Origin of the sequence: Enterobacter cloacae complex sp. R_G8 (assembly GCF_024599795.1) — a bacterium.
GTDB lineage: Bacteria > Pseudomonadota > Gammaproteobacteria > Enterobacterales > Enterobacteriaceae > Enterobacter > Enterobacter dissolvens.
In genome coordinates this window covers 985,141-1,008,378 of the sequence record NZ_CP102246.1, presented here as the reverse complement: position 1 = coordinate 1,008,378, position 23,238 = coordinate 985,141, and the positions used below count along the sequence as shown (strand labels likewise).

Sequence of the window (23,238 nt, the reverse complement as noted above, 5' to 3'; positions counted from 1 at the left end):
AAGCATGAACCATAAAAATGATCTGATGAATCACGGTTTCAGAGAAGATGAAATTGTCCGATTGCAGGACAGTTCAGCTAAAACGGGTACGGAGATGGATACCCTGCTGAATGATCTGGCAAACCGTTTTAAGGCCCTTATTTGGGTTCTTTCAGTAATGGTGTTGATTTTCGTGACCACACTGTTGGTTGGCTCGAGGATGCATGCCATTTCCTTTGGTGTGGCCGTTGTGCTTCTTGGCACACTGTTTACAGTCACCATGCCTTTGAAGTTGGCCTATAAATCATGGCTTTACCGCAGGAAAACGCTCATTTCCCCGCATCATCCGAAGTGATCAGATCGAACACAACCTTAGCTTTTACCCCCCAGCCTACAATTTTCATTGTCAGTTTACCCCGGGACATGGTGTCGATTTTCCGGTAAAAATCGGTACTGATATAGTTAAACAGACGCCATGTTCCGGGTCTGGCCATCAATCCATAGATACTATATATATTGCCTGCTAGCGCTATCCCATTATAAATCCCCAACCCTGTTGATTGTTCAAATCCCATGAATTCAGCGATGTTCATCGCGCTATCACCAAACATGCCCTGCGTGTCAGGCTCATTCAGGAACTGACGACCAACTTCACGGGTAATAGTATTAGTCGCGTCGATAATCAGAATAGCACCGGCAAGAACGCCTACGGGGGTCATTGAGGAGGTCAGCACGAAGCCAAACACGCCCTGCATACCTGCCAGCACCACTTTAACGCCGGAGATCACATAACCGACCATCCGGTTTTCATCCCTGACGTATTTGATCTGTGCATACAGTTTCGCGTAACCGGTCTGGAGCTGACGGCTCTGCTCAAGCAGACTGCTGTTTTCAGTCTGCAAGTTACGCAGGCAAGCCATGCACTCCTCGTCGGACCTTGCCCGCCGGGCTCGTTCAAACTCGCCATTAATGACAGATTTAATTTCATCAATGAATTTGAGGCGCGTTAACCCGTCGCCCAGATGTCTGGCGCCAACAACGTTGGCTGTATTGACAAGTTTGCGGGCCTCCAGATTAATCATAGTTTCTGCCCAGACTCGTGTCTGGCTCTTGTTCCCCGGGAGAATTATATCCATTTCTCTCATCCTGACTGAAAAACACCCGTCAAAGCTTATCGCGCTCCCGGAGATAGGCAACCCTGCTTTAAAGGAAAAATTTGGAAACTGAATTGCCCCAAAGCACGATCCCGGATGTGCCGAAGGAAAATTTCGGAGGAAAAGATACTGAAATGAGTAGGGCTCCGTTTGGAAAACGGAGCCCTACTCTGAACTATATACAAGCCCGTTCAAACACCCGACGTGCCGCGGGCGTTAACCCTGACATATGAATACAGGCGTGCACCATGCCCGCTAACCGTTCACAGCGTACAGGCACCCCCGCCTCCTCAAGCCGCAACGCATATTGCTCCGCCTCATCGCGCAGGGGATCATATTCACAACTCAGGATGGTTGCTGGCGGTAACCCTCTCAGCGAGACCATATGCAGCGGCTCGGCATACGGATGTCGACGTTCTCCCAGATAGTTTTCCCAGCAAAACACCATCGCATCACGCGTTAAATAATACCCTTCAGCAAATTCACGGTAGCTTTCGCTCGACATTCCGCGGCTTAACGCCGGGTACAGCAGCAACTGATGCTCAATGTGAGGTCCGCTGCGATCCCGGGCCAGCAGAGTTGCCGCTGCAGCAAGGTTCCCGCCTGCGCTATCGCCCCCCACCGCCAGACGACTGGCATCAATGTCTAAAAGCGCGGCATGATCGCTGACCCAGCAGAGCGCCTGATAAATATCTTCTAATGGTCGCGGGAAGGGATACTCTGGTGCCAGCCGGTAATCCACCGAGAGTATTTTCCGACCGGTGGCATTAGCCAGTGCCTGACAGGGCCGATCGTACAGCGTCAGCGAGCCCAGACACCAGCCACCGCCGTGAGCAAACAGCATCGCAGGCTGCGCCATTTCCGTGTTTGAGGCGGCGGGGGTATAAACACGAAGGGCAATGGCGTAACCATCATCGGCGATGACTACGTAATCCTGCATGTCATCGCGTAATTCAGCTTCTCCCTGCAGCCGCAGCAAATCCGCTTCAGTCGCGGCTCGCATTTCGGCTAACGAGGCAGGTTGCGGCGCGCCCGATGACGCAGCCAGAAAATCAGCAATATGCGGATCAAGCGGCATAGTGAGTGCCCTCAGCCAGAAACGGCACGATCAGCTCAATAAACGCCTCATGACACTCTTCGGTAATAAAATGCCCGCAGTCGGCCACCGTCTCGCCACGCAGATCGAGGGCATTGCCCTCCAGAGTTATCAACGGTGCATCACGCGTGGCGTGTTCAGCCCCCACCGTTAACACCGGCATGGTTAAAGGCGTTTGCGCACGGCGCTGGTTCTGCCGGATAGTTTCCGGGATAGCGCGATAATAGTCGAAGCCGGCACGCAATCCGCCGGGAGTCGAATAGGCGGTGATATACACCTCTGCAGCGACCCGTTCACGACGATGCGACCAGCGGTCGAAAATATAGCTGAGATACTGTGATTCACGTCCGCTGGTCAGGGTTTCAGGTAAATCCGCCAGCTGATTAAACATGAAGTGCCAGAGAAAGATGTTCTCTTCCGGTGCGACAAAAATCGGTGGTGGCGGTGCCAGTCCTGGGATAACCGCTTCTGTCAGCACAAGCCGTTCTATCGCCTGAGGAAAATCGCTCGCCATGGCATAGCCAACCCACATACCGATATCGTGGCCCACAATGCGGTAATGCGAATGCCCCAGTTGTGCCATCATCGTATGCAGCGTGGCACCGACACGTCCGGTGTCATAGCCGTCGCGGGGTTTGTCTGATTCACCCATGCCCGGAGGATCAACCGCTATCGCCTTAAAACCCGCCGCTGCCAGCGCGCGCATGACATAGCGCCAGGTATACCAGGTCTGCGGCCAGCCGGGTATCAGTAATACCGGTTGACCTTTCCCCGCCACGACGCAGTGGATGCGCTGGCCGTTTACTTTCGTATAGACGTGTTCTGCCCTGAGATCCGCAGGCAGGATCTCACTGAATTGTTGTTCCATTGGGACTCCCTGTAATGTCGCGGCTTAGCGAATGCCGAGTAAGGCGTTGATTTGCTGATGGTTAACCGGCGCACCGGCGAAATCATCGAAGACTTTATCGGTGATGTGGATAATGTGGTCGCGGATGAATGCAGCCCCTTCTCGGGCACCATCCTGCGGGTTTTTCAGGCAGCACTCCCATTCAAGCGTTGCCCAGCCGGCATAATCGTATTGGGTCAGTTTCGAAAAGATAGCGTTGAAATCCACCTGCCCGTCACCCAGTGAGCGAAAGCGTCCTGCCCGGTCAATCCATGACTGGTAGCCACCATAAATCCCCTGACGACCGGTCGGATTAAATTCAGCGTCTTTCACGTGGAACATGGTGATCACGTCCTTATAGATATCAATAAACTCCAGGTAGTTAAGCTGCTGGAGCACCATGTGGCTGGGGTCAAAAAGCACCCGGCAGCGGGGATGCTCGTTTACCCGCTGATAAAACATTTCAAACGACACGCCATCGTGCAGATCTTCACTGGGGTGGATCTCATAGCAGAGATTAATCCCGTGCTCATCACAGGCGTTGAGCACCGGCATCCAGCGTCTGGCCAGTTCGTCAAAGGCAGTTTCAATTAACCCTTCCGGACGCTGCGGGAACGGGAACAGGTAGGGCCACGCCAGCGAGCCAGAGAAGGTACCCAGATCGCTGAGGCCCAGCCGGGCGGAAGCCTTGACCGCCATCAGCAGCTGTTGCCGCGCCCATTCGCCGCGGGCGTGCGAATTGCCGTGTACTTCCGGTGGCGCAAAGCTGTCGCATAAGCTGTCGTAAGCGGGATGTACCGCCATCAGCTGGCCGAAGATATGGCTGGTCAGTTCACTCACCACCAGGCCATGTTCCGCCAGCATGCCGGTCAGATCGTCGCAGTAGGTCTGGCTTTCTGCCGCCGTCGCCACGTCAAACAGACGGCGATCCCATGCCGGGATTTGCAGTGCGCTAAACCCCGTTTCCGCCGCCCACCGGGCTATCGCAGGCAAACTATTGAATGGGGCCGCATCATCACTGAACTGAGCAAGATGGAGAGAGGGACCTTTGAGGGTTTTCATCGTATACTCCTATTGTTTGTCGATTGACAAACAATAGGAGTAAAGCCGGATAACCGCAAGCGAAAATTATAAATTCGTTGGTAATCCAGAGGATTTAAGCGATCCTGTTTCACTGAATTCAGGAGCAACCGGAGCAACAAAATGGCAGGCAGACCGCGCCAGTTCGATCGTGACCAGGCGCTTATCAAAGCGCGCAACCTGTTCTGGCGACAGGGTTATGAAGGCACCTCAATGTCGGATCTGGTGGCAGAGCTGGGCATTGCATCGGCGCGTATTTATAAGGCGTTCGGTTCAAAAGAGCAGCTCTTTCGGGAAGCCATTGCCGATTATGAAAAACAGGAAGGCGGCTTTGCGGACCGGGCCTTAGCCACCGGGAGCAACGTGCGGGAGACAATCCAGACGCTGCTGATGGATGCCGTACACCTGTACTGTCATCCGGATTTACCGCAAGGATGCATGGTGGTCGCCTCCGCAGCCAGCGTCAGTGCGGAAAATGAGACGATCAAAACCTGGCTGGCACAGCATCGCCTGCAGCGCACACAGCAGATCATCGACCATCTGCGTCAGGCCGTGCATAACGGTGAACTGCCGGACACCACCGATGCAGACAGCCTGGGAGACTTTTTTGCCATCTTCTTACACGGTTTGTCGGTACAGGCCCGGGATGGCGTTCCGCCATCGCGATTGCAGGCGGCGGTTAATCAGGCCCTTAGCGTGCTGCCACCTTCCTGAGTGCAATCCCGTGAAAGGCCGCACGAGGCGGCCTTTGCGCGTTATGCCGTGAGGCGGAATTTCTGCACCGAACGCTGAAGCTCTTCAGTCTGACGCTCAAGCGCCGCAGCCGCGGCGGAGACCTGCTCCACCAGCGAGGCGTTTTGCTGGGTCACACCGTCCATCTGCGTAATGGCAACCCCGACCTGAGAAATGCCCTTGCTTTGTTCCTCAGAGGCTGACGCAATCTGCTTCATGATGGTGGTCACTTCCGTCACATCGCGCAGAATCGCTTCCATCGTGGTTCCCGTGTCGTTCACCAGTTGAGCCCCCTGCTCGACGCGAGCAACGGAATCGGCAATCAGCCCTTCAATCTCTTTCGCCGCGTTGGCGCTGCGGCTGGCCAGATTACGCACCTCACCTGCCACCACGGCAAAACCACGGCCTTGCTCACCCGCACGCGCCGCTTCCACTGCTGCGTTGAGCGCCAGGATATTGGTCTGGAAGGCGATACTGTTAATCACGGTGGTGATTTCAGCAATTTTCTTCGAGCTGTCGGAAATACCGCTCATGGTGGTCACCACCTCCTCCACCAGCGAGCCACCGCGGCTGGCCGTGGTCGATGCCACATCGGCCAGCTGGCTTGCCTGACGTGCGCTTTCGGCGTTCAGCTTCACCGTGGCAGTGAGTTGCTCCATGCTGGCCGCCGTCTCTTCCAGCGCGGCAGCCTGCTCTTCGGTACGGGAGGAGAGATCGTTGTTACCGCTGGAGATCTCCGTCGCCCCGCGCCAGATATTTTCACTGCCCGCGCGGATCGTGCTGACCGCTTCACGCAGGCTGTCCTGCATAGCGCTCAGCAAGGGAACCAGCTGTCCCACACAGTTGCGGCCAAACGGTTCAATGGGCTGGCTGAGATCGCCCTGTGCAATCTGGCGGAACTGCTGACGTATTCTGTCCAGCGGTTTCACCAGCATCGCCACCAGGTAACGGTCGGTGAAGAGCAGGATCAGCAGGCCGACAATCGTGGCGGCAATAATCACCGTGCGGGTCATGCTGGTCAGACCGTCCACCACCACGCGAGTGCTGTCGAGCGTTTTCGCGGCGGCGTTATTGAACGCCTCAGCCGCCGACCCGAACGCGCGGCTCAGCGGCGGCGTGACGTTGTTGGCCTGCTGGCGATAGCCGTCCAGCGCGCCCAGCTTCGCCTGCTGCATTTGTGGCGTGACGCCCTGTTCCAGCAACGCCTGCCAGCTGCTGATCACCCGGGAAGAGACCTGCTCATCCATCGGGCCGGGAGAGATTGCTTTCATCTCAGCCAGTTTCTTGCCCATGTTATCCAGCGCCTGTTGCGCGGAGGCCAGATCCGGCGTACCGCCGGCGGCTTTGGCTTCCATCGCGCGGCTCAAACGGGTAACAAAGCGAAAATACTGATCGTTGCCCTGGCTAAGAATGGTCATCTGTTTGACCAGCTGGCGATCGACTTCATTGCCATCAGAAACACGGGACAGGGACCAGGTGCTGTACAACCCGACGCCTGCCCACATTAAACAAAAGATCCCCAGGATCGTCAGCATGACGAAACGTATCGTGAAATTACGGAGCATATTCATAAATCTTCCTTGCCGTGAGGGTGAATTCGCCCAGAGGCGAGTGCTTCTCTCGTTATCGGCAGGAAATGGGGAAATTATAACCTTTTGTGATTATTTTTGATTAGCGTGGCTTCACAGGTACCACAGCACTGGTTAACGCTTAACCCTCGTTTCAGGCGCGACATCGCTTAACAACAGGATTTGTGATTTGATAATCAGAGAATGAAAACGTTGTTTCGAAAATTCATCGATAAGAAAGGAGACATCATGTCCTGGCACCCTAACCCCGGCCGCTATGAAAATATGCAGTACCGTTACTGCGGAAAAAGCGGCCTGCGCCTGCCTGCGCTGTCGCTCGGTCTGTGGCACAGCTTCGGCCACGTTCAGCCGCTCGATACCCAGCGTGCGCTGCTGCGTAAAGCCTTCGACCTCGGCATTACCCATTTCGATCTTGCCAATAACTACGGCCCGCCTGCGGGTAGCGCGGAAGAGAACTTTGGTCGCCTGCTGCAGGAGGATTTTGCCGCTTATCGCGACGAGCTGATTATCTCCACCAAAGCGGGTTACGACATGTGGCCGGGGCCGTATGGCTCGGGCGGCTCGCGCAAATATCTGCTCGCCAGCCTCGACCAGAGCCTGAAGCGTATGGGTCTGGAATATGTGGATATTTTCTATTCCCATCGCGTGGACGAGAACACGCCGATGGAAGAGACCGCTGCCGCGCTGGCCCATGCGGTACAGAGCGGTAAAGCGCTGTATGTCGGAATTTCGTCCTATTCAACGGCGCGCACGCAGAAAATGGCTGACCTGCTTCGCGAATGGAAAATACCACTGCTCATCCATCAGCCGTCGTACAACCTGCTTAACCGCTGGGTGGATAAAACCGGCCTGCTGGAGACGCTAAAGCAAAACGGTACCGGCTGTATTGCGTTTACCCCGCTGGCGCAGGGTTTGCTGACCGGAAAATACCTCAACGGTATTCCTGAAGGTTCACGGATGCAGCGCGAGGGGAACAAGGTGCGCGGACTGACGCAGAAGATGCTGACCGACGCCAATCTGAACAGTCTGCGCTTGCTCAATGAGATGGCGCAGGCACGTGGACAGACAATGGCGCAGATGGCGCTGAGCTGGCTGCTGAAAGATGAGCGCGTAACGTCCGTGCTGATTGGCGCGAGCCGCCCGGAACAGCTGGAAGAGAACGTTCTGGCCCTGAAAAACCTGCGCTTTACGGACGATGAGCTGATACGCATTGATCAGCATGTTACGGATGGAGAGTTGAATTTGTGGCAGGCGTCGTCGGATAAATAGTGCGGTCAGCTGCCCTCACCCCAGCCCTCTCCCACAGGGAGAGGGTGGTTAAGAAGGAAATTACTTCTTGCTGATCTTATCCAGATACCCCATCACAAACGCCGAAAGCACAAACGTCAGATGAATAATGACATACCACATCAGTTTGTTGTCCGGGACATTCTTTGCGTCCATGAACACGCGTAACAGGTGGATGGATGAGATCGCCACAATCGAGGCGGCCACTTTATTCTTCAGCGACGTGGCATCCATTTTGCCCAGCCAGCTCAGCTTTTCTTTCCGCGCGTCGATATCAAGCTGGGAGACAAAATTCTCATAGCCAGAGAACATCACCATCACCAGTAAGCCCCCCACCAGCGTCATATCCACCAGTGACAGCAGAACCAGAATCAAATCTGCTTCGGCAATGGAAAAGATGTTCGGCAGAACATGCAAGATTTCCTGGAAGAACTTAATCGTGAGCGCGATCAGCGCCAGCGAAAGGCCAAAATAGACGGGAGCCAGTATCCAGCGCGAGGCGTACATAGCGTTTTCAAAGAAGCGTTCCATAAAGTCCTGTCTGCAAACGAAACCAGCACTCAGTATATCGCAACGGCGCTGACTGTTTGCAACAACTAACCATTAGACGTTGTTGGGATCCACCTCAGGGCGCGCATACTCCGGCCAGACCAGCACCACCAGCTCCGGGTAGGCTTCCAGGCTGAACTCGCGAAAGCACTGACGCAGGTTTAATACGTCCAGGTCGGAATACGAGACCTTCTCACCATTCAGACAGCGCTTTTTGATATTGTCATAATATTTATAGACCGCTGAATTCAGGTCACTGCAGCGGCGCTGCGCTTCAAACAGGCCCGGCGTGTCATTAATTTCCGACATTTTCATCCGCTTAATTGTCGCGTGCAAAAAGTCGATATATTCATGGTTCACCCGCCAGTACCAAACCGGCGTCACCGAGTTCATCAAAACAGAGAAATGGTCTTCACCTTCCTCTTTAGTCATCAGTTCAGGCTGTGGGGATTCACTGGTGTCTTTCGACTCTTTCGTTTTATTGAACTCTTGCATCAATAAAAGAACACCAGCGGTCAGTAATAGTAATGTAATGACCGTAAAAAAGATGCTGTTCATGGGTTGGCTCCATTTTTTTTGATTTTAAAATTGCCTCATGATATTGTCAACGAATCTCACGCCTTTATCTTCCCCACCTTGTTGAAATTAAAGGAAATTAAAAAATGTTGCCCGACTATCTCGTCCCGGCTAAGTACCACATCACGCCTGTGGAACAGCAACCGACGGAAGCAGAAAAAGAGGCTAATTTCACTCAGGGAAAAAGAAAGCTCGCTGATTTTGAGCCTGACATATTAATTGGTGTTTCCCGTAGCGGCAAATCCCGTAATATGTTGCTGGAAGAGCACGATCGTCATATAAAGGATCGCTTATTTCGCGCCATCAAAATTGAAGCCTTTGTCCACCTGTTGAATGACCTGCAGGCAGAAGGCGAAATAGATGCCCAGAAACTAAGTCAAATAATGGCCGAAAAGACCAAAGAAATAAATGAAGCGGGCAATGAAATTTGGCTTAATCTAATTACGCGAGAAAAAAACAACCCTATTTTTTATAACCTGGGGGAAGATTAATGTGAAAGACGTTAAAGATAACGATGTCTATTTGACTTTAGATGACAAAAAAAGTGACGAATTTATCTTAAAGCAAAATCTCGAGGCTTTGCGTAACACCAAAAACGCCGAGATGACGCGTATTACCCAGGATCTGGTTTCCATTCCGGCGACGCTGGTGCGCCTGAAGTGGCAGAACCGCCGCGAGATTTATCCCTTACAGGTCAAGGAAGAGATTTACGGCGCCGTGATGAATGCCATCATCGAACAGCGACCCGAACTGAAAGAGAAGCTTCTGGGGCGTCTGGAGGCCAATTATCAGTATCTGCTGGCCAGAGAAACCGCGACCCTGCGCCTGACGCGCAAACTCTCTGACGGCGAGTACCGCACGTCAAACGTCACCTGTGTCGCGCTCGATGAAGACGCACTGGCAACCCCCGCTACCGCACCGACGACGAACAAACACGAATAACCCGACAGGCATAAAAAAAGCCGGCTTTCGCCAGCTTCTTCGTCATTTCGCGGCCGCTTTCTCTTCGCCGACCAGCCCTATCTTCAGATATCCCGCCTGATGCAGCGTATCCATGACTTTCATCATGGTCTCGTAATCAACGGTTTTATCCGCACGGAAGAAGACCGTCTTGTCTTTCTTACCGCCAGTGAGTTGATCCAGCGCGGGGATGACAGAATCCGCCGTTACCGGGTCGTTCCCGAGGAACATCGATTTATCCGCTTTCACTGACAGATAGATAGGTTTTTCCGGGCGCGGCTGCGGCTGGCTGGACGAGGCCGGCAGGTTTACCTTCACGTCGACCGTCGCCAGCGGCGCAGCCACCATGAAGATAATCAGCAGAACCAGCATAACGTCGATAAACGGCGTTACGTTGATTTCATGCATTTCGCCGTTGTCGTCCAGATTTTCATTAAGACGCATTGCCATAATTCATTAACCTACGCGCAGTTTAGACGCCGCGTGCACCGGTTTAACGGCGCTGGCATTCAGATCAAGATCGCGGCTTTGCAGCAGCAGAACCTGTGCGGCGACGTCACCGAGCGTGGCTTTATAGCTGCCAATCATTCGCGCGAAGATATTATAGATAACCACCGCCGGGATCGCCGCAACCAGACCGATAGCCGTCGCCAGCAGCGCTTCGGCGATACCCGGAGCAACCACCGCCAGGTTCGTCGTTTGGGTTTGTGCAATCCCGATAAAGCTGTTCATGATGCCCCAGACCGTACCGAACAGACCGACGAACGGCGAGATCGCCCCGATGGTCGCCAGATAACCATTGCCCCGGCCCATATGACGGCCCACGGCGGCGACACGGCGCTCCAGACGGAAGCCGGTACGTTCTTTAATGCCTTCGTTATCTTCACTGCCCGCGGAGAGTTCCAGCTCGTTTTGCGCTTCGTTAACTAACAGGGTGGTCAGGCTTTTCGCGTGGAAGGATGAAGTCATATCAGCCGCCTGATCCAGAGAGCGGGCTTCGGCCAGCTGCTGCTGCTCCCGCTTGAGGCGGCGCTTCTGTGAAATCAGCTCGGCGCTCTTGCCAAAGAAGATAGCCCACGTGATCACGGACGCCAGAATCAGGCCGATCATCACAATCTTAACCACGATGTCAGCATGATGATACATGCCCCAAACGGAGAGATCCGTCTGCATCAAATTATTACCCACTCTGTATCTCCAGGACGCAAATCACAAAATCTGAACGTAATAATATCAAAACATCGTCGAATTGATAGTCGTTCTCATTACTATTTACATAGTGCCGCAATTTTCGCTCACATTCCTTGCGCTTACGCAGTAAAAATTTCTTATGCGCTTTTTTGCTAATATTTTCTGCTTATTCGATAAGCATCCGGGTGCAGATTTTTACAATCGTGGTAGTCTGGACGTCCAGACGTATAAAAAACAGGGTTAGCGAACATGACTAAGAAGCATCTTGATACCACGCTGGTACAGGCCGGACGCAGCAAAAAATATACGCAGGGAGCGGTGAACAGCGTGATTCAACGAGCCTCCTCGCTGGTGTTTGATACCGTCGAGGACAAAAAAAACGCCACGCGCAACCGCGCCAAAGGAGGGTTGTTTTACGGCCGTCGTGGCACGCTAACCCATTTCTCACTGCAGGAAGCCATGTGCGAGCTGGAAGGCGGCGCAGGATGCGCGCTATTTCCGTGCGGCGCGGCGGCGGTCGCCAACACCATTCTGGCGTTCGTGGAACAGGGCGACCATATTCTGATGACCAACACCGCCTACGAGCCCAGCCAGGATTTCTGCACCAAGATCCTCACCCGCCTCGGCGTGACCACCGACTGGTTCGACCCGCTGATTGGCGAGGGCATCGCAGAGCTTATTCAGCCCAACACGCGCATCGTGTTCCTGGAATCGCCAGGTTCAATCACCATGGAAGTGCACGACGTGCCGGCCATTGTGAAGGCCGTGCGCAGCAAAGCGCCGGAGGCGATTATCATGATCGACAACACCTGGGCGGCGGGCGTGCTGTTTAAAGCGCTGGAATTCGATATTGATATCTCCATTCAGGCGGCGACCAAGTATCTGATTGGCCACTCTGACGGGATGATCGGCACGGCCGTTTCTAACGCCCGCTGCTGGGATCAGCTACGGGAAAATGCCTACCTGATGGGCCAGATGGTCGATGCCGATACCGCCTACATGACCAGCCGCGGCATCCGTACCCTGGGCGTGCGCCTGCGTCAGCATCATGAAAGCAGCCTGAAGATAGCCGAGTGGCTGGCACAGCACCCGCAGGTTGAGCGCGTCAACCATCCGGCACTGCCGGGCAGTAAAGGACATGAATTCTGGCAACGAGACTTTAAGGGTAGCAGCGGTTTGTTCTCATTCATTCTAAAAAAACGGCTGAGTAATGATGAGCTGGCAAGTTATCTGGATAATTTTACCCTCTTCAGCATGGCCTACTCCTGGGGCGGGTTTGAATCCCTGATCCTGCCTAACCAGCCGGAGCAGATTGCGGCCCTGCGCCCCGGCGGTGATGTGGACTTCAGCGGCACCCTGATTCGACTGCATATTGGTTTAGAAAACGCGGACGATTTAATTGCCGATTTAGCAGCAGGGTTTGCGCGTATCGTGTAGAGTGCTGGCAAACATGTACTCCATGGATGCTTTTGTGGACACTGCCACCAGAAAAGTCTGCATTAGTTGCGCCCGCGATCAACCCTGTCGGGCAAATTAGGGAGTACAATAGTGCTATATCTGCTGTTCCACAGGAAAGTCCATGGCTGTTATTCAAGATATTATCGCGGCGCTCTGGCAACACGACTTTGCCGCACTGACCGATCCTCACGTTGTAGGTATCGTCTATTTCGTGATGTTCGCGACCCTGTTCCTCGAAAATGGATTACTGCCAGCCTCATTTTTACCCGGTGACAGCCTGCTTTTGCTTGCAGGGGCGCTAATCGGTAAAGGTGTCATGGACTTCACGCCGACCATGGTGATCCTCACCTCCGCGGCAAGCCTGGGCTGCTGGCTGAGCTATCTGCAGGGCCGCTGGCTCGGCAACACGCGCGTCGTGAAAGGCTGGCTGGCGCAGCTACCGCATAAATACCATCAGCGTGCGACCTGCATGTTTGACAGGCACGGCCTGCTGGCGTTGCTGGCCGGGCGTTTTCTGGCCTTTGTTCGCACCCTGTTGCCCACCATGGCAGGCATTTCCGGCCTGTCGAACCGCCGCTTCCAGTTCTTTAACTGGCTGAGCGCGTTGTTATGGGTGGGTGTCGTTACTACCCTCGGCTACGCGCTGAACATGATCCCGTTTGTGAAGCACCATGAAGACCAGGTAATGACCTTCCTGATGGTGCTGCCGATGTTCCTGCTGGTGGCTGGACTGGTGGGAACGATTGCGGTGGTGATTAAGAAGAAATACTGCAGTGCATAAATAAAAGCCGGGTGGCGCTTCGCTTACCCGGCCTACGTTTGCCGTCAGACTCCCTGCATGGTTCGGATGCGTGACGCATCTTCTCCCGGCGTGACGCCGAAGTAGCGCTTAAACTCCCGACTAAACTGCGATGCACTTTCATACCCGACCCGCATCGCCGCCGCGCTGGCCTTCATGCCATCGTGGATCATCAACATACGAGCCTTATGCAGCCGGTAGGTTTTGAGGTACTGCAGCGGCGAGGTGCTGGTCACCGACTTAAAGTTGTGGTGAAACGCCGAGACGCTCATGTTCGCTTCCGCCGCCAGCTGGTCAACGCTGAGGTTTTCCGTGTACTGGCTTTCAATGCGCTTGAGTACGCGGCTTATCAGGCTGAAGTGGGTCTGCCGACTGACCAGCGCCAGTAATGCCCCGCCCCCCGGACCCAGCAGCACATGATAGAGAATTTCGCGGATGATTTGCTTACCCAGAATACGCGCATCCAGCGGCCTCTCCATCACGTCCAGCAGACGTTCAATGGCACAGAGGATCTCCTCTGACAGCGTGGCTGAGTTAATCCCGCTCGCCGCCATCGACGGCTGGAAAAGCTCGTCTTCGCCAATCTCCATCAGCAGCTCCTGAAGCTGAAGAATATCGACATTCACGCGGATCCCCGCCAGCGGAACCGCCTCTGTCGCGAAGGTTTCACATTCGAAGGGTAAAGGTACTGTCAGCAGAAGATATTCATTGGTGTCATAACGGAACACGCGTTCATTGATATAACCAATTTTATGGCCGGAAAAGAGAAAAACGATGCCCGGCTGATACATCACCGGCGTCCGCGTTCCCGGCTGCGTCCCGTAGAGCAGGCGAATATCCGGCAGCAGTTCGCCTGGGTTATTTTTCTTATCAATCAGTCTTTTAATCTGCGAAGTGAGCTGAAGACAGATGGCTTCACGGTTCATTTAGCGTTACTCCGGGTACGGTTTGCGACCCTCACAGTCTGCGCATTTTCCTGACGTTTCTCCAGTGCTCTGTAGAAATGGGCAAGACATCGGCAGGAATGTGCATTGAGAGGATATCCCCGGGCAGCCACAATGTGCAGCATCAGGTAGCCATCCGCGCCGCCACGATTTTTCACCCACGATAGGGAACGAGCCATGAATAATTTTAATCTCCACACCCCAACCCGCATCCTGTTTGGTAAAGGCGCTATCGCCGATCTGCGTGCACAGATCCCCGCTGACGCCCGCGTGCTGATCACCTACGGTGGCGGCAGCGTGAAAAAAACCGGCGTGCTGGATCAGGTTTACAGCGCACTGGAAGGGCTGGACGTGCGCGAGTTTGGCGGTATCGAGCCAAACCCGTCTTATGAAACGCTGATGAACGCGGTGAAAATCGCCCGCGAAGAAAACATCACCTTCCTGCTGGCTGTCGGCGGGGGTTCCGTGCTGGACGGCACGAAGTTCATCGCCGCGGCAGCACACTACGCCGACGGTATCGACCCCTGGCATATCCTGGAAACCCGCGGCAGCGACATTAAAAGCGCGATCCCGATGGGCTCCGTGCTGACCCTGCCAGCCACCGGTTCTGAATCCAACAAAGGCGCGGTGATCTCCCGTAAAACCACCGGAGACAAACAGGCCTTTATGAACGAGCACGTTCAGCCGGTATTCGCGATCCTCGATCCGGTGTACACCTACACCCTGCCCGCGCGTCAGGTCGCGAACGGCGTGGTCGACGCCTTTGTTCACACCGTTGAGCAGTACGTGACTTACCCGGTGGATGCCAAAATCCAGGACCGCTTCGCGGAAGGTATTCTGCTGACGCTTGTCGAAGACGGTCCGAAAGCGCTGAAAGAGCCGGAAAACTACGACGTACGTGCCAACGTGATGTGGGCTGCAACGCAGGCGCTGAACGGACTGATTGGCGCAGGCGTGCCGCAGGACTGGGCAACCCACATGCTGGGCCATGAACTGACGGCGATGCACGGGCTGGATCACGCCCAGACGCTGGCGGTGGTTCTGCCGGCCCTGTGGAACGAAAAACGTGATACCAAACGCGCCAAACTGCTGCAGTACGCGGAACGTGTCTGGAACATCACCGAAGGTTCTGACGACGCGCGTATCGATGCGGCAATCGAAGCGACCCGCAACTTCTTTGAAGGCCTGGGCGTGCCGACGCGTCTGTCCGGCTATGGTCTGGATGGCAGCTCTATCCCTGCCCTGCTGGCTAAACTGGAAGAACACGGTATGACTCAGCTGGGCGAACACGGCGACATTACGCTGGACGTCAGCCGTCGTATCTACGAGGCGGCGCGCTAAGCGTTTTTGGCATCCTGCCTTTCGTTTTTTGACATTTCGTCCAGACTTAATGCACACCCCATCGCCGGAGTCCCCCTCCGGCGATGCGCACCTGAAGGAGGAAAAATGGCAAACCAAACCGTAATCAAGCTGCAGGACGGCAACGTGATGCCCCAGTTGGGGCTAGGTGTATGGAAAGCCGGTAACGACGAGGTCGTCTCCGCCATTCATAAAGCACTGGAAGTCGGCTATCGGTCCATTGATACCGCCGCCGCCTACAAAAACGAGGACGGCGTGGGGAAAGCACTGGCCAGCGCCGGTATGCCCCGCGACGACCTTTTTATCACCACCAAACTGTGGAACGACGACCAAAAGCGCCCGCGTGAAGCGCTGCAGGAGAGCCTGGAGAAACTCCAGCTCGATTTCGTCGATCTGTATCTGATGCACTGGCCGGTTCCGGCTATCGACCATTATGTTGATGCCTGGAAAGGGATGATTGAACTGCAGAAGGAGGGGCTGGTGAAAAGCGTCGGCGTCTGTAACTTCCAGGTTCATCACCTGCAGCGCCTGATTGACGAGACGGGCGTTGCGCCGGTCATTAACCAGATTGAGCTGCACCCGCTAATGCAGCAGCGTCAGCTTCACGCCTGGAACGCCACGCACAAAATCCAGACCGAGTCCTGGAGCCCGCTGGCTCAGGGCGGTGAAGGGGTATTCGACCAGAAAATTATTCGCGATCTGGCGGATAAATATGGCAAAACCCCGGCGCAGATTGTCATTCGCTGGCATCTGGACAACGGCCTGGTGGTGATCCCGAAATCGGTCACGCCATCGCGCATCGCCGAGAACTTCGACGTCTGGGATTTCCGCCTGGATAAAGATGAGCTGGGCGAGATTGCAAAACTGGATCAGGGCAAGCGTTTAGGGCCCGATCCGGATCAGTTTGGCGGTTAATCCCCTCACCCTGCCCTCTCCCCGTGTACGGTCCGGGGACATGGTAGACAGGTGTTCGGGGACATGGTGAACACTTTTTAACATCCTTTACCCATGGTGATCGACTTTTTCTTCAGGTCGATCACCCCCACTTTTGTGCTGTACCACCACACCTCGTAGCGGCCGTCTTCCTGCATCTCCTTCAGCCCGACCCGTTCTCCCCTGAACGCCTTGCCTGCGCTCAGACTTACCCCTTTCACGCTCAGCTTTCCGCTGATATCCACTTTCCTGACCATCACGCCCTCGTCGTATTCCGGGGGCGTTGTGTTGCCGCTGTACCGTCGCGATGACGGCTGATACCGCGAGCCCGGTACCGCCATATCCAGCGCCTCATGCGGGCGTTCAAGGTTATAGACCGTCCGCCAGTGGTCGAAGGCGCGCTGCAGTTCGCCCTCACTCGCGAACCATTTACCCTGCAGCACCTCCGTCTTCAGGCTGCGGTGAAAACGCTCCAGCTTGCCCTGCGTCTGCGGATGATACGGCCGGGAGTGTCCCACCCGGATACCATGGCGCATCAGCCACAGCTCGAGCGCCGTCCAGGTGCCGGTGGTGTCTCCCCACGGGGCGCCGTTGTCCATCGTCATCCTGTCCGGCAGGCCCTAGCGTTCAAACACGCTGACCAGTTGTTGCTGCACGGTCTCACGCCGTTCATCGCTACAGTGCGCCAGGCACAGGGAAAAACGGGAGTGGTCATCCAGCAGGGTGAGCGGATGGCAGCGGCCACCGCCAAAGGGAAAGTGGCCCTTAAAATCCATCTGCCAGAGCCGGTTCGGCGCGTCATGTTCGAACCGTCCCGTGGCGGGAATGCCCGGTGAAGTGCCCGGCAGCAGGCCGTGACGGGCCATCAGGTTATGAACGGTGCTGAAGGCGGGCATACGGTGCCCCTGGTCTTCCAGCCAGCGCTTTATCTTGCGTGCGCCCCAGCGTTCATGGCGGTCATGGGCCATACGCAGCAGGGCAGTGATGTCGTCAGATGAGCGGTTCGGGGAATGGTGCGGTATGCGCGGGCGGTCCTGAAGGCCGGAGGAACCTTCCTCCATCCAGCGACGAAGCCACTTGTAGCCGGTGGCAGGTGAAATGCCGAAGCGACGGCAGAGGGAACGGATGTTCGCCCCGTCCTGCGAGGCGAACAAAACAAACTCGGTACGTAATGACATGGTATCTCTCGCATCCCAGGGCATAAGCGACTCCATAAACGGGTTCTTATGCCTTAGTTGTAAGTGTCTACCATGTCCCCGAACAAGTGTTCACTATGTCCCCGGACCGTACACCCGAAGGGGAGAGGGCATCATCGTTATCCGATCTTACGTTTTCCCGCTTTGTTCGCCCCCGTAGTCCCACCGTTCGAACGCTGATGCACAATCGGCGTGTGCTTGGTCAGCGCCGGGCGCGTATGGCGGTTCTGGCGACGCGCTTCACGCATCTCATCCAGCGTCGGGGCCGGTACCAGGCAGTCGCGACGCGAGCCAATCAGGTGTTTTTTCCCCATCTCTTCCAGCGCCTGACGGATCAGCGGCCAGTTTTTCGGATCGTGGTAACGCAGCAACGCTTTGTGCAGACGACGCTGTTTGTCCCCTTTCGGCACCACCACGTCTTCACTCTTGTAACCAATCTTACTCAGCGGGTTTTTGCCGGTGTAGTACATGGTTGTGGAGTTGGCGAGCGGTGACGGATAGAAGTTCTGCACCTGATCCAGACGGAAGCGACGCTGCTTCAGCCACAGCGCCAGATTCACCATGTCTTCATCGCGCGTACCCGGGTGGGCAGAGATGAAGTAAGGGATCAGGTACTGCTCTTTCCCGGCCTGCTTCGAGTAGGTATCGAACAACTGTTTAAAGCGATCGTAGCTGCCCATGCCCGGCTTCATCATTTTCGACAGCGGACCTTCTTCGGTGTGCTCCGGCGCAATCTTCAGATACCCGCCGACGTGGTGCGTCGCCAGCTCTTTGATGTAGCGCGGATCTTCCACGGCGATGTCGTAACGTACCCCGGAGGCAATCAGGATTTTTTTGATGCCCTTCAGGTCACGCGCGCGGCGATAGAGGTTGATCGTCGGCTCATGGTCGGTGTCCATATGCTCGCAAATGCTTGGATAGACACAGGAGAGACGACGACAGGTTTGCTCCGCGCGCGGCGATTTACAGCGCAGCATGTACATGTTGGCGGTCGGGCCACCGAGGTCGGAAATCACGCCGGTAAAGCCAGGCACGGAATCACGAATGGCCTCGATCTCGTTGATGATCGAATCTTCAGAGCGACTCTGAATAATGCGCCCCTCGTGCTCGGTAATGGAGCAGAAGGAGCAGCCGCCGAAGCAGCCGCGCATGATGTTGATCGAGAAGCGGATCATCTCATACGCCGGGATACGGGCGTTGCCGTACGCCGGGTGCGGCACGCGTTTGTACGGCAGTGCAAAGACGCTGTCCATCTCTTCGGTGGAGAGCGGGATCGCCGGCGGGTTGATCCAGATAAAACGCTCGCCGTGCTTCTGCATCAACGCACGCGCACAGCCGGGGTTGGTTTCATGGTGCAGAATACGCGACGCATGGGCGTAAAGCACCCTGTCGGCTTTTACCTTCTCGTAGGACGGCAGCAGCACATAGGTCTTTTCCCACGGTTTCGGGCGCGGCGGCTGCACGACGATAGCCTTCGCTTCCGCTTTTTTTGGCTCTACCGGCTTGTTATCGGCGCACGGCAGATCTTCGCCATACGGGTGCGGGATAGGATCGATTTTGCCAGGCATATCAATGATACGGGAATCCACCCCGCGCCAGCCCGGCAGCGCCTCTTTCACCATGATGGCGGTATTACGCACGTCGCGGATACTGCTCACCGGCTCGCCCTGCGACAGACGGTGCGCCACTTCCACCAGCGGACGCTCGCCGTTACCGTAAATCAGCATATCGGCTTTGGAATCAACCAGCACCGAGCGGCGCACGGTATCAGACCAGTAATCGTAGTGCGCGGTACGGCGCAGGCTCGCCTCAATGCCGCCCAGGATCACCGGCACGTCTTTCCAGGCTTCTTTGCAGCGTTGGGTGTAGACCAGCGTGGCGCGGTCCGGACGTTTGCCCGCCACGTTATCCGGGGTATAGGCGTCGTCATGGCGCAGCTTGCGATCGGCGGTATAGCGGTTGATCATCGAATCCATGTTGCCGGCGGTTACGCCGAAGAACAGGTTCGGTTTACCCAGACGCATAAAGTCGTCTTTGCTGTTCCAGTCCGGCTGGGAGATGATCCCCACACGGAAGCCCTGCGCTTCAAGCATACGGCCACAGATGGCCATACCGAAGCTCGGGTGGTCAACGTAGGCATCGCCCGTGACCAGAATGATATCGCAGCTATCCCAGCCCAGTTGGTCCATCTCTTCCCGGGACATCGGCAGGAACGGCGCCGGTCCAAAGCAGGCCGCCCAGTACTGGGGCCACGAGAAAAGGTCACGATCCGGCTGGATCAGGGAAATTGCGCTCATAATGCTTCCGAAGAAAAAATAGACAAAAGGAGCCGGATTATACGCTGTTCATCCGCCAGATTTGAAGAAAAGGATGCAGGAAGCAGACAGATATTCATGGAAGCCGCTAAAATACCGCGCCCTGATATTTTTGGATCATAATATTCACTATATTTTCCGGTGAGTTGCCCCGGAAAGGTGTTCTGGCGCGGAGTGCTTTTGTGAAGTTCAACGATTCGTTACATGTCTCCCAGCTGCGGGTTGTGCTTCACCTCTGCGGGTTTCTGGTCCTGCTGTACAGCCTGTCGATGTTGCCGCCGATGGTTATCGCGCTGCTGAATAAAGAGCGAACCTACTTTGCCTTTTTGACCACCTTTTTAACCTTTTTCACCCTCGGCGGACTGACCTGGCGGGCAACCCGTCACGCCGGTATACAGCTGCGCACCCGCGACGGCTTCGTGATTATCGTCCTGTTCTGGCTGCTGTTCTCATTCATTAGCGCCATGCCGCTCTGGATGGATGATGGTCTGCAACTCTCCTTCGCTGATGCACTTTTTGAAGGCGTTTCCGGGATCACCACCACGGGCGCAACGGTGATTGGCGACGTCAGCGCCCTACCCAAATCGTATCTGTATTATCGCGCGCAGCTCAATTTCATCGGCGGGCTGGGCGTCATCGTGCTGGCCGTCGCGGTCCTGCCGCTGTTGGGCATCGGGGGTATGAAGCTGTACCAGTCAGAGATGCCCGGGCCGTTTAAGGAGGAGCGTCTGACGCCCCGGCTTGCCGATACCGCACGCACGCTGTGGGTCACCTATCTGGCGCTGGGCATCACCTGCACGCTGGCATACTGGCTGGCGGGAATGCCCTTCTTTGATGCCGTTTGTCACGGGCTCTCCACAGTCTCCCTGGGCGGCTTTTCAACCCGCAGTGAGAGCATCGGTTTTTATGACAGCCACGCGATTGAGCTTGTCGCCGGGGTATTTTCGTTGCTCTCGGCGTTCAACTTTACGCTCTGGTATATCGCCCTTGTCAGACGCACCCTGAAGCCGATTCGCCGCAGCCCGGAGGTGAGATTCTTTCTGAGCGCCGCCGCGGTGATTATCGTCATCACCGCCTGGCAGGTCTGGCACGCGGGGATGTACAACGCCACCGATAGTCTGGTGCATGCGTTCTTTCTTGCCAGCTCAATGATGACCGATAACGGCCTTTCAACGGCCGACTATGCCCACTGGCCAGCCCACACCATTTTCCTGCTGTTGAGCGCCAGTTTCTTTGGCGGCTGCGTGGGATCAACCTGCGGTGGGATCAAGGCCCTGCGTTTTCTGATAATGTTCAAACAGAGCATACAGGAGATGAATCAACTGGCGCATCCGCGGGCGCTGTTGAGCATCAAGGTTGGCAACAGCGTGGTGAATGAGCGCGTCCTGCGTTCGGTATGGAGCTTCTTCTTTCTTTACGTGATGATCACGGGCTTTTTCGTCTGGGCACTCAATCTGATGGGCTATGACCTGTTTACATCATTCGCGACGGTTGCAGCCTGTATCAACAACATGGGGCTGGGCTTTGGCGAAACGGCATCAACCTTCGGGACGTTAAAGGAAGAGGCCAAACTGTTGATGTGTGCGGCGATGATCTTAGGACGTCTGGAAATTTATCCGGTGCTGATCCTGTTCTCGCGCTTTTTCTGGCGGGCATAACGCATTCCCGGCAAGCCGGGAATGGTGTGCTTACGGTGCAGGGTTAACCAGCATCTGCCCCACGGAGCCTCTGTCCATCATCTCCAGCGTCTGGCTGTGGAACAGGAACGGGAAGTGCGGCCACGAAGGTTGACCATAGTAGACGAGCAGTTCGACCTGACCATCCACCCAGACGGTGTCCTTCCAGCCCCTGTCTTCCGGGAACGGCATCGCGCCGTTCACGTTGCGGATCAGGAATGACACCCCTTCAATGTGGAACGACTGCGGCATGTCGGCGCGAACGGTCCAGCGCTCCCATGTGCCCTGCTGCGCGGTAATGTCGATACGGTTGACATCCCACAGCGCGCCATTGATCCCCGGATCATCGCCGAGGCTGATATCACGGCTGCGCACCGGCGAACCGCTCATGATCTCCTGCGGCAGCAGGCGCATGGGCAGGCTGTCGGTCACCAGCGGCAGCAGACCGGTTGGGCGCAGGGTCAGCACCAGCGTGGAGACCAGAATGCTCGACGGCTCAAAGAAGCCGCGGATGCGATCCACAATGCTCGCCGCTTCGCCGCAGGTCACAGAGACTTCATCACCGTTGGTCATATCCACGAGGATTTCACGCCGTTCACCCGGCGCAAGCGCCAGCTGTTTCACCGATACCGGCGCAGGTAAAAAGCCCTGATCGCCTGAAATAACGTGCAGCGCCCGGCCATCACTCATCTGCAGCTGATAGCGGCGCGAGTTAGAGGCGTTGAGCAGGCGCAGACGCACCCAACCGCGTGAGACTTCGACATACGGGCTCTGCGCGCCGTTGACCAGCAGCGTGTCACCAACAAAGCCACCGCTGCCCGGCTCGCTGTATTCCGGCGTGCCAAAGTTATCCAGACGCTTGTCCTGGATAATGACCGGGAAATCATCCACACCGTAGTGGTTGGGTATGGGCAGGGATTTACTGACCTCGTCTTCCACCAGCCACATCCCGGCCAGGCCGTTATAAACCTGCTGGGCAGTGCGGTTAGGGGTGTTGGCGTGATACCACAGCGTCGCCGCGCTCTGACGGATCGGCAGCACGGGAGCCCAGTCGGCGTTAGGCGACATCATGCGCGCAGCACCGCCAATTAACGGGCCCGGAACCTGCAATCCGCTGATGGTCATGGCGACGTTTTCAGAGGTGCGGTTACTGTAGATCAGCTTAACGTCATCGCCATTCCACACGCGGATGGTCGGCCCAAGGTAGCGCCCGTTAATGCCCCAGACTGGCGCACGGGTTCCCTGGGTAAACGACCAGTGGCTTCGCTGTAGCGTCAGGAATAGCGGCTGCCCGCGACGGGATTCAATCAACGGCGGAATGGGCAGCGGCTGTTGCTGCCCGGCGGCGCTGGCTGTCAGCGGCATCGCACCCGCACAAAGGGCGATCCCCGAAGCCTGAATAAACTGACGCCGACTGAGTGACATATAAGCTCCATCTGAAACGACTAACAACGCGGGAATTCGTTTTCCCTTTTAACG

At 55.8% G+C, this 23,238-nt stretch carries 22 protein-coding genes and 1 pseudogene; 10 read left to right on the top strand and 13 right to left on the bottom strand.

The genetic code is table 11. The features are described from left to right. Window positions 1-4: 4 nt before the first annotated feature. Window positions 5-334 carry a hypothetical protein gene (locus NQ842_RS04820; RefSeq protein ID WP_248041685.1) on the top strand — a complete coding sequence of 110 codons (330 nt, stop codon included), beginning with the start codon at window positions 5-7 and terminating at the stop codon, window positions 332-334. Here NQ842_RS04820 and NQ842_RS04815 read toward each other — a convergent pair. The 4 genes from NQ842_RS04815 to NQ842_RS04800 form a co-directional block, all read right to left on the bottom strand. Then, window positions 309-1,115: a DUF4225 domain-containing protein gene (locus tag NQ842_RS04815; protein WP_248041686.1), complete on the bottom strand. Its 807-nt coding sequence runs from the start codon at window positions 1,113-1,115 to the stop codon at window positions 309-311. The two genes, NQ842_RS04820 and NQ842_RS04815, sit on opposite strands and share 26 nt — an antisense overlap. A 193-nt stretch (window positions 1,116-1,308) precedes the next feature. Beyond that, a complete protein-coding gene (locus NQ842_RS04810) occupies window positions 1,309-2,211 on the bottom strand; it encodes an alpha/beta hydrolase (RefSeq protein WP_257256573.1) in 903 nt (300 codons plus the stop codon). Continuing rightward, a complete protein-coding gene (locus tag NQ842_RS04805) occupies window positions 2,201-3,097 on the bottom strand; it encodes an alpha/beta fold hydrolase (protein ID WP_047361311.1) in 897 nt (298 codons plus the stop codon). The genes NQ842_RS04810 and NQ842_RS04805 overlap by 11 nt, the downstream gene beginning before the upstream one ends. A gap of 24 nt (window positions 3,098-3,121) precedes the next feature. Beyond that, on the bottom strand, window positions 3,122-4,177 hold the full coding sequence (locus NQ842_RS04800; RefSeq protein WP_257256571.1) for a sugar phosphate isomerase/epimerase: 1,056 nt from the start codon (window positions 4,175-4,177) through the stop codon (window positions 3,122-3,124). A gap of 141 nt (window positions 4,178-4,318) precedes the next feature. On the opposite strand from NQ842_RS04800, the gene NQ842_RS04795 reads away from it, so the two are divergent. Continuing rightward, window positions 4,319-4,909 (top strand): TetR/AcrR family transcriptional regulator, encoded by a 591-nt coding sequence (locus NQ842_RS04795; protein WP_014833262.1) that lies wholly within the window; start codon window positions 4,319-4,321, stop codon window positions 4,907-4,909. Window positions 4,910-4,950: 41 nt separating this feature from the next. Here NQ842_RS04795 and NQ842_RS04790 read toward each other — a convergent pair whose 3' ends face one another. Beyond that, window positions 4,951-6,498, bottom strand: coding sequence for a methyl-accepting chemotaxis protein (locus NQ842_RS04790; RefSeq protein WP_257256570.1), 1,548 nt, complete (start codon window positions 6,496-6,498; stop codon window positions 4,951-4,953). A 246-nt stretch (window positions 6,499-6,744) separates the two neighbouring features. On the opposite strand from NQ842_RS04790, the gene NQ842_RS04785 reads away from it, so the two are divergent. Beyond that, complete coding sequence (locus NQ842_RS04785) at window positions 6,745-7,785, top strand: aldo/keto reductase (protein WP_047361308.1); 1,041 nt, start codon at window positions 6,745-6,747, stop codon at window positions 7,783-7,785. Window positions 7,786-7,845: 60 nt separating this feature from the next. Here the strand turns inward: NQ842_RS04785 and NQ842_RS04780 are convergent, their stop codons facing one another. Both NQ842_RS04780 and NQ842_RS04775 read right to left on the bottom strand, forming a co-directional pair. Continuing rightward, entirely contained in the window at window positions 7,846-8,334 is a 489-nt protein-coding gene (locus NQ842_RS04780) for a TIGR00645 family protein (RefSeq protein ID WP_013098707.1), read from the bottom strand. Between the two features lie 72 nt (window positions 8,335-8,406). Then, complete coding sequence (locus NQ842_RS04775; RefSeq protein WP_014833265.1) at window positions 8,407-8,910, bottom strand: ESA_00282 family adhesion-associated protein; 504 nt, start codon at window positions 8,908-8,910, stop codon at window positions 8,407-8,409. A gap of 104 nt (window positions 8,911-9,014) precedes the next feature. Here NQ842_RS04775 and NQ842_RS04770 point away from each other — a divergent pair, with 104 nt between their 5' ends. Then, window positions 9,015-9,419 carry a hypothetical protein gene (locus NQ842_RS04770; RefSeq protein ID WP_013098709.1) on the top strand — a complete coding sequence of 135 codons (405 nt, stop codon included), beginning with the start codon at window positions 9,015-9,017 and terminating at the stop codon, window positions 9,417-9,419. Window position 9,420: 1 nt separating this feature from the next. Further along, a complete protein-coding gene (locus NQ842_RS04765) occupies window positions 9,421-9,870 on the top strand; it encodes a hypothetical protein (RefSeq protein ID WP_014833266.1) in 450 nt (149 codons plus the stop codon). Between the two features lie 42 nt (window positions 9,871-9,912). On the opposite strand, the gene exbD is transcribed toward NQ842_RS04765, so the two are convergent. Both exbD and exbB read right to left on the bottom strand, forming a co-directional pair. Then, window positions 9,913-10,338, bottom strand: coding sequence for a TonB system transport protein ExbD (gene exbD, locus NQ842_RS04760; RefSeq protein WP_257256566.1), 426 nt, complete (start codon window positions 10,336-10,338; stop codon window positions 9,913-9,915). Window positions 10,339-10,344: 6 nt separating this feature from the next. Then, window positions 10,345-11,076, bottom strand: coding sequence for a tol-pal system-associated acyl-CoA thioesterase (gene exbB, locus NQ842_RS04755; protein ID WP_182381088.1), 732 nt, complete (start codon window positions 11,074-11,076; stop codon window positions 10,345-10,347). Window positions 11,077-11,328: 252 nt separating this feature from the next. On the opposite strand from exbB, the gene metC reads away from it, so the two are divergent. Together metC and yghB are read left to right on the top strand one after the other, a co-directional pair. Continuing rightward, window positions 11,329-12,516 (top strand): cystathionine beta-lyase, encoded by a 1,188-nt coding sequence (gene metC, locus NQ842_RS04750; RefSeq protein WP_257256564.1) that lies wholly within the window; start codon window positions 11,329-11,331, stop codon window positions 12,514-12,516. Window positions 12,517-12,658: 142 nt separating this feature from the next. Continuing rightward, the gene (gene yghB / locus NQ842_RS04745; RefSeq protein ID WP_014833270.1) at window positions 12,659-13,318 is read left to right on the top strand and encodes a DedA family general envelope maintenance protein YghB; all 660 of its coding nucleotides are present in this window, start codon (window positions 12,659-12,661) and stop codon (window positions 13,316-13,318) included. A gap of 44 nt (window positions 13,319-13,362) precedes the next feature. Here the strand turns inward: yghB and NQ842_RS04740 are convergent, their stop codons facing one another. After that, window positions 13,363-14,262, bottom strand: a complete 900-nt coding sequence (locus NQ842_RS04740) for an AraC family transcriptional regulator (RefSeq protein WP_050860595.1) — start codon at window positions 14,260-14,262, stop codon at window positions 13,363-13,365. A 195-nt stretch (window positions 14,263-14,457) separates the two neighbouring features. On the opposite strand from NQ842_RS04740, the gene yqhD reads away from it, so the two are divergent. Both yqhD and dkgA read left to right on the top strand, forming a co-directional pair. Further along, a complete protein-coding gene (yqhD, locus tag NQ842_RS04735; protein WP_014833272.1) occupies window positions 14,458-15,621 on the top strand; it encodes an alcohol dehydrogenase in 1,164 nt (387 codons plus the stop codon). A gap of 105 nt (window positions 15,622-15,726) precedes the next feature. After that, window positions 15,727-16,554: a 2,5-didehydrogluconate reductase DkgA gene (gene dkgA, locus NQ842_RS04730; protein ID WP_047361307.1), complete on the top strand. Its 828-nt coding sequence runs from the start codon at window positions 15,727-15,729 to the stop codon at window positions 16,552-16,554. A 77-nt stretch (window positions 16,555-16,631) separates the two neighbouring features. On the opposite strand, the pseudogene NQ842_RS04725 reads toward dkgA, so the two are convergent. Both NQ842_RS04725 and NQ842_RS04720 read right to left on the bottom strand, forming a co-directional pair. Then, window positions 16,632-17,786, bottom strand: a pseudogene (locus NQ842_RS04725) (IS481 family transposase). Window positions 17,787-17,887: 101 nt separating this feature from the next. Then, complete coding sequence (locus tag NQ842_RS04720) at window positions 17,888-20,065, bottom strand: YgiQ family radical SAM protein (RefSeq protein ID WP_257256563.1); 2,178 nt, start codon at window positions 20,063-20,065, stop codon at window positions 17,888-17,890. Between the two features lie 200 nt (window positions 20,066-20,265). Here NQ842_RS04720 and NQ842_RS04715 point away from each other — a divergent pair, with 200 nt between their 5' ends. Then, window positions 20,266-21,741 carry a TrkH family potassium uptake protein gene (locus NQ842_RS04715; protein ID WP_047361306.1) on the top strand — a complete coding sequence of 492 codons (1,476 nt, stop codon included), beginning with the start codon at window positions 20,266-20,268 and terminating at the stop codon, window positions 21,739-21,741. A gap of 30 nt (window positions 21,742-21,771) precedes the next feature. Here NQ842_RS04715 and ftsP read toward each other — a convergent pair whose 3' ends face one another. Next, complete coding sequence (gene ftsP / locus NQ842_RS04710) at window positions 21,772-23,184, bottom strand: cell division protein FtsP (protein ID WP_014833276.1); 1,413 nt, start codon at window positions 23,182-23,184, stop codon at window positions 21,772-21,774. Window positions 23,185-23,238: the final 54 nt, after the last annotated feature.